The sequence below is a fragment of the Planotetraspora mira genome, from assembly GCF_016863275.1.
GTDB classification, from domain to species: domain Bacteria; phylum Actinomycetota; class Actinomycetes; order Streptosporangiales; family Streptosporangiaceae; genus Planotetraspora; species Planotetraspora mira.
This window is the reverse complement of record NZ_BOOO01000017.1, coordinates 138,980-152,589: the sequence shown is the minus strand read 5'-3', so window position 1 is coordinate 152,589 and position 13,610 is coordinate 138,980. Positions and strand designations below refer to the sequence as shown.

The 13,610-nt window shown below is 69.4% G+C and carries 15 protein-coding genes; 8 read left to right on the top strand and 7 right to left on the bottom strand.

Annotated elements, in window-relative coordinates; genetic code table 11:
• Positions 1–21: 21 nt before the first annotated feature.
• Positions 22–213, bottom strand: coding sequence for a hypothetical protein (locus tag Pmi06nite_RS41935; protein WP_239113992.1), 192 nt, complete (start codon positions 211–213; stop codon positions 22–24).
• On the opposite strand from Pmi06nite_RS41935, the gene Pmi06nite_RS17320 reads away from it, so the two are divergent.
• From Pmi06nite_RS17320 to Pmi06nite_RS17310, 3 genes are all read left to right on the top strand, one after another.
• Entirely contained in the window at positions 212–496 is a 285-nt protein-coding gene (locus Pmi06nite_RS17320) for a YchJ family protein (RefSeq protein WP_308442505.1), read from the top strand. The genes Pmi06nite_RS41935 and Pmi06nite_RS17320 overlap by 2 nt on opposite strands.
• A gap of 105 nt (positions 497–601) precedes the next feature.
• The gene (locus tag Pmi06nite_RS17315; RefSeq protein WP_239113975.1) at positions 602–1,243 is read left to right on the top strand and encodes an MBL fold metallo-hydrolase; all 642 of its coding nucleotides are present in this window, start codon (positions 602–604) and stop codon (positions 1,241–1,243) included.
• A gap of 71 nt (positions 1,244–1,314) precedes the next feature.
• The gene (locus Pmi06nite_RS17310; RefSeq protein ID WP_203954042.1) at positions 1,315–1,944 is read left to right on the top strand and encodes an MBL fold metallo-hydrolase; all 630 of its coding nucleotides are present in this window, start codon (positions 1,315–1,317) and stop codon (positions 1,942–1,944) included.
• A 79-nt stretch (positions 1,945–2,023) separates the two neighbouring features.
• Here the strand turns inward: Pmi06nite_RS17310 and Pmi06nite_RS17305 are convergent, their stop codons facing one another.
• Complete coding sequence (locus Pmi06nite_RS17305) at positions 2,024–2,707, bottom strand: pyridoxine/pyridoxamine 5'-phosphate oxidase (protein WP_203954041.1); 684 nt, start codon at positions 2,705–2,707, stop codon at positions 2,024–2,026.
• A 178-nt stretch (positions 2,708–2,885) separates the two neighbouring features.
• Between Pmi06nite_RS17305 and Pmi06nite_RS17300 the strand changes: the two genes are divergently transcribed.
• A complete protein-coding gene (locus Pmi06nite_RS17300) occupies positions 2,886–4,145 on the top strand; it encodes an APC family permease (protein ID WP_203954040.1) in 1,260 nt (419 codons plus the stop codon).
• 50 nt (positions 4,146–4,195) lie between these two features.
• Here the strand turns inward: Pmi06nite_RS17300 and Pmi06nite_RS17295 are convergent, their stop codons facing one another.
• The 3 genes from Pmi06nite_RS17295 to Pmi06nite_RS17285 all read right to left on the bottom strand — a co-directional run bounded on the left by Pmi06nite_RS17295 (position 4,196) and on the right by Pmi06nite_RS17285 (position 8,224).
• A complete protein-coding gene (locus Pmi06nite_RS17295; RefSeq protein WP_203954039.1) occupies positions 4,196–6,274 on the bottom strand; it encodes a phosphocholine-specific phospholipase C in 2,079 nt (692 codons plus the stop codon).
• Between the two features lie 134 nt (positions 6,275–6,408).
• A complete protein-coding gene (locus Pmi06nite_RS17290; RefSeq protein WP_203954038.1) occupies positions 6,409–7,239 on the bottom strand; it encodes an ABC transporter permease in 831 nt (276 codons plus the stop codon).
• Positions 7,240–7,324: 85 nt separating this feature from the next.
• Positions 7,325–8,224: an ABC transporter substrate-binding protein gene (locus tag Pmi06nite_RS17285; protein WP_203954037.1), complete on the bottom strand. Its 900-nt coding sequence runs from the start codon at positions 8,222–8,224 to the stop codon at positions 7,325–7,327.
• A 380-nt stretch (positions 8,225–8,604) separates the two neighbouring features.
• Between Pmi06nite_RS17285 and Pmi06nite_RS17280 the strand changes: the two genes are divergently transcribed.
• Together Pmi06nite_RS17280 and Pmi06nite_RS17275 are read left to right on the top strand one after the other, a co-directional pair.
• Positions 8,605–9,390 (top strand): ABC transporter ATP-binding protein, encoded by a 786-nt coding sequence (locus tag Pmi06nite_RS17280; RefSeq protein ID WP_203954036.1) that lies wholly within the window; start codon positions 8,605–8,607, stop codon positions 9,388–9,390.
• Positions 9,391–9,392: 2 nt separating this feature from the next.
• Positions 9,393–10,352 (top strand): LLM class F420-dependent oxidoreductase, encoded by a 960-nt coding sequence (locus tag Pmi06nite_RS17275; protein WP_203954035.1) that lies wholly within the window; start codon positions 9,393–9,395, stop codon positions 10,350–10,352.
• 83 nt (positions 10,353–10,435) lie between these two features.
• Here the strand turns inward: Pmi06nite_RS17275 and Pmi06nite_RS17270 are convergent, their stop codons facing one another.
• Entirely contained in the window at positions 10,436–10,834 is a 399-nt protein-coding gene (locus tag Pmi06nite_RS17270; protein WP_203954034.1) for a hypothetical protein, read from the bottom strand.
• A 603-nt stretch (positions 10,835–11,437) separates the two neighbouring features.
• On the opposite strand from Pmi06nite_RS17270, the gene Pmi06nite_RS17265 reads away from it, so the two are divergent.
• Entirely contained in the window at positions 11,438–11,641 is a 204-nt protein-coding gene (locus tag Pmi06nite_RS17265; RefSeq protein WP_203954033.1) for a cold-shock protein, read from the top strand.
• An 80-nt stretch (positions 11,642–11,721) separates the two neighbouring features.
• Here Pmi06nite_RS17265 and fxlM read toward each other — a convergent pair whose 3' ends face one another.
• Positions 11,722–12,975, bottom strand: coding sequence for a methyltransferase, FxLD system (fxlM, locus tag Pmi06nite_RS17260; protein WP_203954032.1), 1,254 nt, complete (start codon positions 12,973–12,975; stop codon positions 11,722–11,724).
• Between the two features lie 107 nt (positions 12,976–13,082).
• Here fxlM and Pmi06nite_RS17255 point away from each other — a divergent pair, with 107 nt between their 5' ends.
• Complete coding sequence (locus Pmi06nite_RS17255; protein WP_203954031.1) at positions 13,083–13,604, top strand: SRPBCC family protein; 522 nt, start codon at positions 13,083–13,085, stop codon at positions 13,602–13,604.
• The last annotated feature ends 6 nt before the right edge of the window (positions 13,605–13,610 follow it).

The following is a 13,610-nucleotide window of genomic DNA, read 5'->3' as shown; positions in this document are numbered from 1 at the left end:
GTGCTCGTGATGACGTCTTCGTCACTCGAAGATCGGCATCGAGGGGGAGGGGCCGGGAACCGGATAGCCTCGCAGGGTGAACGGCACATCCCGCCCCCGTCGCCCATCGCCGCGCGCCGCCGGGCCCTGCCCCTGCGGCCTGCCCGCCTCGTACGGCGAGTGCTGCGGCCGGTTCCACGCCGGGCAGCCCGCGCCGTCGGCGGAGGCGCTCATGCGCTCGCGGTACGCCGCGTTCGCGGTCGAGGACGAGGCCTACCTCATGCGGACCTGGCACCCCACCACCCGGCCGGCCCGCGTCGAGTTCGAGCGGGGCATGCGGTGGACCGGGCTCGAGATCGAGGACGTCTCCGGGGGGAGCCCCTTCCACACCACCGGCACCGTCACCTTCCGCGCCGGTTACGCCCACCGCGGGGAGCCCGGTGAGCTGCGCGAGCAGAGCCGGTTCGCGCGGCACGAGGGCGCCTGGGTCTATGTCGACGGCGTCGTCACGACCTGACCGGGCACGCGTCGCCCGTCATGAGGTCGTGAGGTCGGGAGCCGGGTTCCGGGCTCATATGATCAGGAGCCGTACGCAGCTCAACCTGAGCACGAGGAGAAGTGAGTGATGGCCGCCCGTATCGAGCACCTGGTCACCTCGGGCGTGTTTTCGCTCGACGGAGGCAACTGGGACGTCGAGAACAACGTCTGGATCGTCGGCGACGACACCGAGGCGATCGTCATCGACGCCGCCCACGACGCGGACGCCATCGCTGACGCGCTCGGCGGGCGCACCCTCCGCGCGATCGTGTGCACGCACGCGCACAACGACCACATCGACGCCGCTCCCGCCCTGGCCGGCCGTACGGGTGCTCCCATACTCCTGCACCCCGGCGACCTGCCGCTGTGGAAGCAGACCCACGCGGAGCGACTGCCCGACGGTGAACTCGCCGACGGTCAGGTGCTGACGGTGGCCGGCACCCGGCTCACCGTGCTGCACACTCCCGGCCACGCCCCCGGCGCCGTCTGCCTGTACGCGCCCGACCTCGACGAGCACGGCACCGTTTTCACCGGCGACACCCTGTTCCAGGGCGGACCCGGAGCCACCGGCAGGTCGTTCTCCGACTTCCCCACCATCATCGACTCGATCCGCGACCGCCTCCTGGCCCTGCCGCCGGAGACGCGCGTCCGTACCGGCCACGGCGAGCCGACCACCATCGGCGCCGAGGCTCCTCACCTGGAGGAGTGGATCGCGCGCGGTCACTGAGGTGCGGCCGCCGCACCCGAATGACGAGTCGGCAAGCGGAGTGGGCTGACATTTCCTGAAATAGTGGGCGCATGCGTTTGATCAAATATGGCCACGCCTGCGTGCGCCTGGAGGTCGACGGCCGGGTGCTCGTCATCGACCCGGGCACGTTCTCCGAGGCCGAAGCCCTCGACGGGGTCGATGAGGTGCTGGTGACCCATGAGCATCCCGACCATGTCGACGTGGAAAAGCTCCTGGCGGCAAGCGAACGCAACTCCGCGCTCCGGGTCCACATGCCGCCATCGGCCGTCGAGAAGGCGCCCGAGCTGGGCGGCGCGGCGATCGCCGTCGAGGTGGGGCGGCGCTTCACCGCGGCGGGGTTCGTCATCGACGTCGTGGGCGGGGCGCATGCCGAGATCTATGACGGCCTGCCCGGCTGTGCCAACGTCGGGTTCATCGTCGACGGCGACGTCTACCACCCCGGCGATTCGCTGTTCGTCCCGCCGTCGCCGGTGGCGACGCTGCTCGTGCCGGCCGCGGCCCCCTGGCTCAAGCTCGCTGAGGCGCTGGACTTCGTGCGAGCGGTGAAGCCGATGCGGGCGTTCCCGATCCACGACGCCACCCTGAACGACCTGGGCCAGGATTACTTCGACTCCTGGATGGAGTTCAAGAGCGGGACCGACTACGCGCGGATTCCGGTCGGGGAATCCGTGGAGATCTGAAGGTCCTGCCCAGGCCGATGTGTTCAGCGGCCGAAGGGGATCGCTGCCCCGGCGGTGGTGGCGGCTCCTCGCAGCGCTCCTACGGCCAGAGCCGGTGGCGGGTCCAGCCTCCGTCGCTGCGCTCGTAACGCAGCCGGGTGTGACGACGCTGCTCGTCGGCCTGCCAGAATTCGACTTCCGCCGCGGCCAGGGCGTAGAGCGTCCAGTCGGTGGAGACCAGGTCCGGGTCGGCCGCGATCCTGGTCAGAGCCTTCTGGAGAGCCGCCTCGGCCTCGGCGGGATCGTGGAGGACCTGCGACTGACGACTGCTGAGCGCCTCGGCCCGGGCGCCGGGCGAGCGTGCGAGGAAATCGGCCGCGCTTCGTTCGGCGCCGGTCGGTGTGACGGCTCCGCGGACGCGGATCTGCCGGCCCTGTCGCGGCCAGTAGAACGTCAGCGCCGCATGCGGGTTGGCCTCCAGTTCGCGTCCTTTGCGGCTGGACGCGCTGGAGGCGAAGTACCAGTTTCCGGACGTGTCGACGTCCTTGCAGATCAGCGCACGCGCCGACGGCCGTCCGTTCTCGTCGGCCGTGGAGAGCGTCATCACGTGGGGTTCGGGCACCCCGCCCTCGATCGCCGAGGTCAGCCATTCGACGAACAACGAGACCGGATCGCCGGGCGCGGTTTCGGGGAGGAACTCGGGCAGTTCGAAGTCGAAGACCGGCAACGAACGCAACAGACGTCTGACGCCGCCCTGTTCTGCCGACGGGCTTTCCTGGGACATGGGGCCGTTCTACCACTGCCATCGCCCAGAGGAGACACCGCATCCGGTAGGGAACGGCCGGTCGCGGCTCGCCCCTCTCGAACCCTCCTCGGCCCGGGGTGACCGCGTTCCCGCGCACGCACCTTGAGTATCGTCGCCAACTGTCGGAGACGCTTTGCACCGGTGGAGGGGTTGGCCAATGGCTGGGACGCCGATCCACTCCGCGCTGGAACGTCGCCTGGGTCTGACCGATGCCGTGGTGATCGGACTGGGGGCGATGATCGGAGCCGGGATCTTCGCCGCCCTCGCGCCGGCGGTGCAGGCCGCCGGGTCGGGGCTGCTGCTCGGTCTGGCCCTCGCCGCCGTGGTCGCCTACTGCAACGCGACCTCCTCCGCCCGGCTGGCCGCCCGGTATCCGGCTTCCGGCGGCACCTACCTCTATGGTCGTGAGCGGCTGGGGGACTTCTGGGGCTACCTGGCCGGGTGGGCGTTCGTGGTCGGGAAGACCGCCTCCTGCGCCGCCATGGCGCTCACCGTCGGCTCGTACGTCTGGCCCGGCCAGGCCCACGCGGTCGCGGTGGCCGCGGTGGTGGCGCTGACCGCGGTCGACTACGCCGGGATGCGGAAGTCCGCCCTGCTCACCCGGGTGATCGTCGCGGTGGTCCTGGTCGTGCTCGCCGCGGTGGTGATCGGCGGCCTCGGCTCCGGTGAGGCGGACGCCGCGCGCCTGGCCATCGGAGGGGATGTCACCTTCGGCGGGGTGTTGCAGGCGGCAGGCCTGTTGTTCTTCGCCTTCGCGGGATATGCCCGCATCGCCACCCTCGGCGAGGAGGTCCGCGACCCGGCCCGCGTCATTCCGCGCGCGATCCCGCTCGCCCTGGGAATCACGCTGGCCGTCTACGCGGCGGTCGCGATCGCGGCACTGGCCGTACTGGGCGGGACCGGGCTGAGCGAGGCGACGGCGCCGCTCGCCGACGCGGTCCGCGCCGCCGGGCTGCCCGGCCTGGTGCCGGTGGTGCGCGCCGGGGCGGCGGTGGCCGCGCTCGGCTCACTGCTGGCGCTCATCCTCGGGGTGTCACGCACGACCTTGGCCATGGCCCGCGACCGGCATCTGCCGCATGCCCTGGCCGCCGTCCATCCGCGGTTCAAGGTGCCTCACCGCGCCGAGCTCGCTGTCGGCGGCGTCGTCGCCGTGCTTGCGGCGACTGTGGACGTGCGTGGCGCGATCGGTTTCTCCTCCTTCGGGGTGCTGGTGTACTACGCCATCGCCAACACCAGCGCCTGGACCCTCACCCCGGCCGAGGGCCGGCCGCCGCGGATTGTGCCCGCGCTCGGTTTGGCCGGCTGCCTGGCCCTGGCCTTCGCTCTGCCGGTCTCCTCGGTCATCTCCGGGGCCGCGGTGCTGGCCGTGGGCGCGGCCGTCTACGGACTGCGCCGAACGGCCGGCGCTCGCCCTTGACGGATGCCCGCGGGTGACAGTGGGTGCGGGCATCCGAGGGGGAGGGACGCTCAGACGGTGACGGTCCTGGGGTCGCTCATGCTGGGCCTGCCGGTCTCCACGTGCCCGGCGACGCGGCGCACGAAGGTGGAGTCGGCGTCGGATGTGACCTTCAGGTCGTACCAGCCGTAGCTGCCGCCCAGGACCACGGAGTGCACCACGGTGGCATTGGGCGCCAACTGGTACGCCGCCGGGGCGGCGCCGCCGTACGCGTCGGTGACGGTGACCCTGCAGGAGGCGCCCCCGCGGTTGGTGAGGGTCAGCGTGACGTTGCCGAGGGCGGCGTCGTAGCCGACGGCGACTTCAGGGGCCGCCGGGTTCGTGCCCTTCGCCGGAATGCGCCCGGTGAATGTACGCAGGAAGCCGTTGGGCCCGAAGGCCGACAGGTCGTAGGCGCCCTGGTTCTTCTTGGGCGGAGTCCAGGTGCCGGTCAGGGTCTTGCCCGCCTCCACGGTGTAGGTCCAGGGGCCGCCGAGCCCGTTGGCCGAGGTCACGTAGAACGTCGCGCCCGCCGCGCCCCGGCTGGCGAAGTCGACCGCGAAGGTCCCGCCGGCGGTGTCGGTCCTGCCGTCGGCCTTCAGGTCGTACGGCAGGGGCCGGGTGTGGCGTAGCCCGGCCTCCTGCTTGGGCAGGACGGGAGTTGCCGGCGGTGTGGGGACGTAGTCGGCGTGCCGCTTGCGGTCCGGCGGGGCGTAGCCGGAGGTGTCGGGCAGCGGCGTCTGGGAGGCGTCCGTCTGCGCGAAGTCGAAGGCGCTGGTGAGGTCGCCGCAGACGGCCCGCCGCCAGGGTGAGATGTTCGGCTCGTGCACGCCGAACCGCTTCTCGATGAACTGGATGATCGAGGTGTGGTCGAAGGTCTGGGAGCAGGCCCAGCCGCCCTTGCTCCACGGCGACACGACGATCATCGGGACGCGCTGGCCCAGGCCGTACGGCCCGGCCACATAACTGCCCGCCTTCGTGTACAGCTCCTTGGTGACGTCCGCGGTCGACAGCCCCTGCGCGGCGGAACCCGGCGCGTAGGGCGGGACGACGTGATCGAAGAAGCCGTCGTTCTCGTCGTAGGTGATGAGCAGGGCGGTCTTGCTCCACACGTCGGGGTCGGCGGTCAGCGCGGCCAGCACCTGGGCGATGTACCAGGCGCCGTAGTTCACGGGCCAGTTCGGGTGCTCGGTGTACGCCTCGGGCGCGGCGATCCAGGACACCTGCGGGAGCGTGCCGTTGAGGACGTCGGACCTGAGGATGTCGAAGAGCCCGCCGCCGGCCTTGACCTGGGTTCCCGTCCGGGCCCTGTCGTAGAGCGGGTCGCCCGGCCGGGCGTTGCGGTATTTGGTGAAGTACAGCAGCGAGTTGTCGCCGTAGTTGCCGATGTAGGGGTCGCTGGTCCAACCCCAGGATCCGGCGGCGTTCAGGCCGTCGCCGACGTCCTGGTAGATCTTCCAGGAGACGCCGGCCTGCTGGAGTCGTTCGGGGTAGGTCGTCCAGCCGTAGCCGGCCTCGTCGTTGCCGAGCACCGGACCGCCGCCGACGCCGTCGTTGCCGGTGTACCCGGTCCACATGTAGTAGCGGTTGGGATCCGTGGCCCCGATGAAGGAGCAGTGGTAGGCGTCGCAGATGGTGAAGGCGTCGGCCAGGGCGTAGTGGAACGGGATGTCGGCCCGCGTGAGGTAGGCCATGGTCGTGGCCGTCTTGGCGGGAACCCACTGGTCGTACTTGCCCTGGTTCCAGGCCTTGTGGCCGCCGTTCCAGTCGTGGTTGAGGTCCTGCAGGAACTGCATGCCCATGTTGGATGCGGTCGGATGGAACGGCAGCACGTCCTTCGTGCCGTTGGACTGGTACCAGACCGGCTTGCCGCTGGGCAGCACGACCGGGCGGGGGTCGCCGAAGCCCCGCACGCCGCGGAGCGTGCCGAAGTAGTGGTCGAAGGATCGGTTCTCCTGCATCAGGACGACGATGTGCTCGACGTCCTGCAGGGTTCCGGTTCGTACGGCGGGCGCGATGGCGGCGGCACGGGCGATGGTCTGGGGAAGCAGCGAGAAGGCGGCGGTGCCGCCCGCGAGCTGGAGGAAACGTCGACGACCAATTCCGGTCATGGCGGGCCTGTCTCCTGTGAGGGGTGCAGCGCTGACAGCTGGGTGCACCAATGGTCATCAGGCGATGACGAACGCCTCGGGACAGGAACGGAACATCATTCGGAAGGGCGTCTGAACGGCTTGGCCGCGGGCTTTCACCGGGCCGACGTGGTTTCGCGCACCCACGGCAACGCCAGCCGCTCCACCAGCACCAGGGCGAAATAGAGGACGATGCTCATCGTCCCGACCAGGATGATCGCCGCCCACGCTGTGGCGCTGTCGCCCATCCCGCTGTACTGCACGATCTGGTAGCCCAGCCCGCCCTCACCGGCCTGGAACTCGCCGATCACCGCGCCGATCGCGGCCAGCGGCATGGCGACCTTCAGGCCGACGAAGATCTGCGGCAGCGCTGCCGGCAGCCGTACCTTGCGGAACGCCTGCCAGCGTGACGCGTCCAGAGATCTGGCGAGCTCCGCGAGGTCGGTGGGGGTGGTGGTCAGCCCGGTCGAGGTGGAGAGCACGATCGGAAAGAAGCTGAGCAGGATCACCATGGTCAGGATCGGCCGCTGCCCCCAGCCGAGCGAGACGACCAACAACGGCCCGAGCGCGATCTTCGGCACCGCGTTGACCGCCACCAGCAGCGGCGAGAACATTCGCTCGATCGTCCGAGAGGCGGCCAGCGCGATCCCGATCAGGATCCCCGCGGCCATGGAGAGCAGGAAGCCGATCACCGTCGCCAGCGTGGTCGCGCCGAGTCCGTCGAGCAGCTCCCCCGGTCGCGCCTCGAACGCGGTCAGCACCTCCTGCGGCGGCGGCAGCACGGCCGGATGGACAAGGCGGAAGGCGGCGGTGACGAGCCACCAGCCGATGATCGCCACGATCACCCCGAGGACCGGCCACATCGCCGTGTACGCCACACCGCCACCGGGCCGGCGCCGGCGGGGCGCCTGGCGCACCTGGGGCCGAGCCTCGCTCACCTCGGTCATCTCACGCCTTCTGTCTGCTGTCGCGGCCGTTCAACGGATGCCGTCACAGGTGCACCCGCGGTGGGTGCACCTGTCGGGGGAATGCTCAGGCCGCCGGGGTCAGGCTGGAGTCGATGAGCTGGTCAGGGGTCAGACCGGCTGGGATCGCGCCGGCGTCCTGCAGGGTCTTGATGCTGCCGGCGACCCGGTCGGCGTCGATCGCGCCGATCGTGGCGCCCGACGGCCTGACGAACGTGGCCATGAGCTCCAGCTCGGCGGCCGCCGGTCCGGCCGCGCTGGCCGGGACGTTCTTCTGCAGGATCTCGCCCGACTCCTTGGGGTTGTCGATGCTGTAGACGAGCCCCTTGATCAGTGCAGCCGTGAAGCGCTTGACCATGTCCGGGTTCTCCTTGGCGATCTTCGCCGAGGTGACCAGCACGTTGCCGTAGAGGTCGCTCATCACGTCGCTGTACGGCAGCACCACCGCCTTCTTGCCCTTGGCGACGGATTCCACGGTCGGCTTGCCCACGACGAACTGGCCGATGCCGGCCGCCTTCCCGCTCGCCAGCAGGCCGATCAGGTTGGCCGGCTGGCCGTTGACCCACGTGACCTTCGTCGCGTCGACGCCTGCCAGCTTCGCGTACGTGGGGAACAGGTTGCGCACCACCGAGCTGGGGCTGTCGGCGAGCGTCTTGCCCTCCAGATCCTTCGGAGTGGTGATCTGGTTGCCCTCGAGGCTGATGATCGCGGCCATGGTGTTCTGCTGGATGCCGGCCACCGCCACGACGTCCTTGGCCCCGCCGTTGCCGCGGGCCAGCAGGACGCCGGTGAGGTCGAGCGGGGTGAACATGGCCGCGCCGGCCTCGACCTTCGTGATGTTGTCGCCGGTGCCGCCCCCGGGCTTGATGTCCACTTCGAACCCGGCCTCGGCGAAGAAACCCTTTTCCTTCGCGACCCAGGCGTACGCGTCACGACCGAAATTGCCGAATGAAGTCAGGTAGGTCACTTTCTCCAGATTTTTACCGACACCATTACTTGATGCAGCGTTGTCTGAATTGCCCGAATTTCCGCAACCGGCTACGGCGACGAACAGGCCGGCCGTGAGCGCGACGGCAGCCGTACGGGTGAGCCTTCTCATAAACACCGTTTCTCTTCGACCGGCGGGGTTCGCCCAGCCGGAGGGGGTTCGAACGGGACGGGTCCAGGGGCGAGGCCGTGGAGGGAGCCTCGCGGACAGCGTACGTAAAAATCATCATGGGTGTGTCGGCTCGTGTCAGATGCGAGTTGACTATGAAACTGGCATTATGTGTCCCGAGCTGCCATTACCGGGCAATTCGGATAATTTCACGAGAGTGAACCGCCGTCGCTGGAGGGGAAACCTGCCCGATGATCCGACTAGCCGGTGTTTCCCGCACCTTCACCGGACGCTCTGGAGAAGTGGAGGCACTGCGCGGCATCGACCTGGATGTGGCGGAGGGGGAGTTCGTCGCGATCGTCGGCCGATCTGGATGCGGGAAATCCACGCTTCTGCGGCTGATCGCCGGTCTACTGCCCGTCACAGAAGGCGAGATCACCGTCGCGGGCGAGCGGGTGACCAAGGCCCGGCGCGACATCGCGATGGTGTTCCAGCGGCCCGCGCTGCTGCCCTGGCGGTCGGTGATCGACAACGTGCTGCTGCCGGTGGAGATCTTCGGCTGGCGGCGCGCCGCGCATCGCGAACGGGCCCGGGAACTGCTGGACATGGTCGGCCTGGGCGGCTTCGACAAGCGCCTGCCGCATGAATTGTCCGGTGGCATGCAGCAGCGGGTCTCGCTCTGCCGATCGCTGATCGGCGGTCCCCGGGTGATGCTGATGGATGAGCCGTTCTCCGCACTGGACGCGCTCACCCGTGAAGAGTTGTCGGTGGAACTGCAACGCATCCACACGGAGGGCGCGGCCACCATCGTCTTCGTCACCCACTCCATCGACGAGGCGGTGCTTCTGGCCGACCGGGTGGTGGTGCTCAGCCCGCGACCGGGCCGGATCCGCAAGGTGGTCGACGTCGACATCCCTCGGCCACGCAGCCTTGGACGGAACGCGCACCTGGAACAGGTCGCCCGATGCAGCGCGGACCTGCACGAACTTCTGATGGAGCGCGACGCTCCGGCGGCGGCCGGGGAAAAAGGACGATGAGCATGCGCGTGTGTGTCTTCACCGAACCCCACCGTGGCGCCACTTACGACGACCAGTTGCGGATGGCCCGGCTGGCCGAGGACGGCGGATTTGAGGGCTTCCTCCGCGCCGACCACTACCAGTCGATGGGGCCGGACGGCGGTGAGCCCGGCCCGACGGACGCCTGGGTGACGTTGGCCGGACTGGCCAGGGAGACCTCCCGGATCCGGCTCGGCACGCTGGTCGCCTCGGCGACCTTCCGGCTGCCCGGGCCGCTGGCGGTGATCGTCGCGCAGGTGGATCAGATGAGCGGCGGCCGGGTCGAGTTGGGCATCGGCGCGGGCTGGTACGAGCGGGAGCACACCTCGCTCGGCATCCCGTTTCCCCGGCTCGGCGAACGCTTCGATCGCCTGGAGGAGCAACTCGCCATCGTGAGCGGGCTGTGGGCGACCCCGCCCGGAGGGCGGTTCACCTTTGAGGGCGACCACTACCGGCTGGTCGACGCACCGGCGCTGCCCAAGCCGGCGCAGGTGCCCGGCCCGCCGATCATCGTCGGCGGCCGGGGGCCGAAGCGCACCCCGGAGTTGGCCGCTCGTTACGCCGACGAGTTCAACATGCCGTTCAAGAGCGTGGGGGAGACCGCCGAGGCCTATGAGCGTGTGATCGAGGCCAGTGAGCGCACCGGCAGGGTCGAGACCGGCCGCGCGCCGGTGACGCTCTCCGCGGGCATCGTCGTCGCGATCGGACGCGACGACGCCGAAGCCCGGCGCCGGGCCGCTCCTCTGCACGTGCCGAGCGCGCTGCCTCCGGAGGACCCGGTGATCGGTTCACCCGCACAACTCGTCGAGCGGATCGGCGAATTCGCCGCGATCGGCACCACCCGGGTGCACCTGCGCCTGATCGACATGACCGACCTCGATCACTTGGAACTGATCGCCGCCGAGGTGCTGCCACACGTGGAGGGCACCCTGCCCATCCGCTGACTGGTCGGCCTGGTCCCGACGGGTCCGATCGGCCCCGCGCGAACGCGGGCGGGGCCACTACGGCCCTCAGCGACGACGTCCCGTTACGCGAGAACGGCGTCGCCTGCGGCCCGTGCCCGGCGTTCCCGCCACAACGCCGCACCGGTGATCAGCGCGCCCACGCCCTCCCAGAGCCCGACGCCGACGAAGCTGCCCGGCGCCACGTCCGTCAGCACGAGCGTGGTGAAGACCGTGAAGGTGACCAGCCGGAAGGGGACGGTCCAGAAGAAGAACGCCCGGAAGTCGACGGCCGCGGCCAGGACGTAGTAGACGCCCATGTTCACGGACGCCATCGACGAGGCGGTCATGAAGACCCGCGTGTAGTCGCCTGAGGCGCGCTGCCCCGGGTCGACGGCCACGAAGTCGAGCATGGCCAGTTGCACGTCGGGCGCCACGAGCCCGACCAGGCCGAGCACCAGGGCCATGGCCCCGAACACCGCCATGGTCCACCCCGAAAGGGATCGCGGGAGTCGCACGGACATCCTCCAGTGATCGGCTTCGAGTTGTAACTCCAGCATGATCGCGGCTCGGGCGTCCCGCCGTCATGAGATCGCGGAAATCCCGCGTCGAGGAGCGAACGCGGCGCGGCCTCCTGGAGGGTCGGCCCGATCACCTGGCGCCGTTGCGTGGGAAGAGCCCGTCACCTGAGCTCTCGTCCGGCACGGGAACGGCGGCGCACATCACCGCGTCCACCGGCGTGATCACCATCCTGCCCACCCAGCTGGAGCTGGCCGGACCGACCCCGCCGACCGCGATGCGGGACTTCTGGAGGTACGCCGCCGGCGGCTGGTCCGGGCCTCTCGCGAGTGCGAGTGAGTGGTCACGGTGGGTGATGGAACGGGTCGCTTTCGCGACCGGCCCGATGCCTGGTAAGCTCTCCGGCAGTTGCAGTTGTGGTACCCATAGAACTCTATGTGCACCTGACGGGATGTATCCGACGGGTGCACTGCTGTTTGGCCGGTCATCTCCGGATGGGCTCATTGCGGCGACGCGGAATCCGTGCAGTGCGGATTCCGGCTCTGCCCCCTCATCGAAGGAGATTTGATATGGCTACCGGAACCGTGAAGTGGTTCAACGCGGAAAAGGGCTTCGGCTTCATCGAGCAGGACGGCGGCGGCGCCGACGTCTTCGCTCACTACTCGAACATCGCCGCCCAGGGCTACCGCGAGCTCCAGGAAGGCCAGAAGGTGTCGTTCGACGTCACGCAGGGCCAGAAGGGCCCGCAGGCGGAGAACATCGTTCCCGTCTGACAAGTCGTCACTGAAGGGCCCGCGCCTCTTGAGGTGCGGGCCCTTTCGGTTTTCGCAGGCCCTTCCGCTCGGTCGTCGTCTCACACCCACGAGACGATGAGCCGGTTGTGCGGCCTGTCGAAGACGAAGCGGCCATCGGCGTGCTCGAATCGCTCGCTTTCCTTGCGGTCGCCGCCGGGCTGGATCTCGAAATGCGCGGTTCGGTGCCGATAGTCCCGGTCCCAGAGGCGGATCGCCCCTGTCGCCTGGTGGATCAGCTCTTCGGCGCCGGGTCCGTGGCCGATGACTCCGATCTCGTACGCCTGTCGAGCGCTGTCGGTGGCCACCGGTCGCTGAGTGAGGTAGGCGAGATCATCCTTGCCGAAGATCGCCATGGATCCCCAGCCGAACAGGGGCCTGACCAGGCCACTGTCGATGGCGGATCGTTCTACGGCCATCCGGCTCAGCGCGTTGTCCATCCTGCAGCCGAGCCACAGCCACAGCCACTGGTACGACTCGCCAGGGCTCAACGGCACTCCCGTCCAGGCTTCCCTGGAGGGCTGTTCGAGCACGTTGCCGATGGCCGCCGCGTCCACGGACTGATCCTGGTGGGTCTGCAGGGTGACTGCTCCGTCGGGGGCCAGTCGCACCGTCTGCCGAGCGTCGTCGGCGATCCCGCGCAGGGGAACGAAGCCACATATGTCGCTGGCCTGGCTGACCCAGCGGCCGGCGTAGCGTTCGAAGGTGATCGCGCGGCTCACGCTGCCTCTCAGCCGCATCGGTACGACGAGCCTGCCGTCCGGGGCGAGTTGCTCAAGCCAGGCCGGGGGCAGATCCCAGGCGCCGACTGTGGCGATCACGCGATCGTATGGCGCGCCGTCCGGGTGGCCGAGTGCACCGTCGCCGAGGATGACCCGCGTATTCCTGCAGTCCACCGCGGCGAGGGCCGCCCTGGCGCCGTCGACGATGTCCTCGTCCAGGTCGATCGTGACGACGTGGCCGTCATCGCCGGTCAGGTGGGCGAGTAGGGCGGCGTTGTAACCGGTGCCGGCGCCGATCTCCAAGATCCGCCGGCCGGGTTCGGCCTGAAGCCGTTCGAGCATCATGGCGACGACGCTCGGCTGGGAGGCGGCGCTGATCGGCCGGCCGGTCTCGTCGTGCTTGGTGAGGATCACCTCATCGGCGTAGGCCTCCTCCAGCGGGACGGTTGGCGCGAACAGGTGGCGAGGGACGGCACGAAGCGCCGCCTCGACCCCCGCTGTGCGTACGGCCCCCTGCTCGCGAAGCCGGTCGACCAGCGCGTGGCGCAGTCGCTCGGCGGTGTTGTTCTCCTCATCGATCGTCTCGACGCGCACGTCGCCGAGGGTATTGCGCGGGTGCTCGCCTGGGGCGGTGTTCTCCGTGTCTTCGTCGACTCTGCCTCTCCGGATCTTCCCCGGCACGGCCCGGTTATGGTTGCCGGATGCGATACGAGTGGGGTCAGTACGCCTTCGACGGGGCGGTCACCGTGGAGTGCCCTTCCGCGGATGTCCTGCGCTGGCTGGTGATGCCCGACCTCATGAGCAGGTGGATAGCCGGCCTGGAGGCGGTCACCCTCCTCGATTCGCAGCCCGATGTCGTCGGCGCCCACACCAGACTGGATTTCGAAGGTGGTAGACGCGGCCCGGGCACCTTTCATGGGGAAGTCGTGGAGCTGAGTGACCAGATGCTCATCCGGTGCTACCGGCCTGCGTTCGGTCGAGACAAGTACGAACGGGCCGTCCGGTACGACTTGCGCGCCATCGGTGCGGCAACCGCATTGCGCTGCTCGGTGCAGACCAGGCTCCTCGGCGTGCCCGCCGTGCTCAGACGCCTCCCGCAGGGGCACGAGCAGACGCATCTGCACCGAAGTCTGGAACGGCTGCGCTCCTTGGCCGGAGGGCTGCGACAGCTGCCACTCCTGCGTCGGATCCGCGACTCCGGGCTGCAGGCACAGCCTCTCTAACGGCTC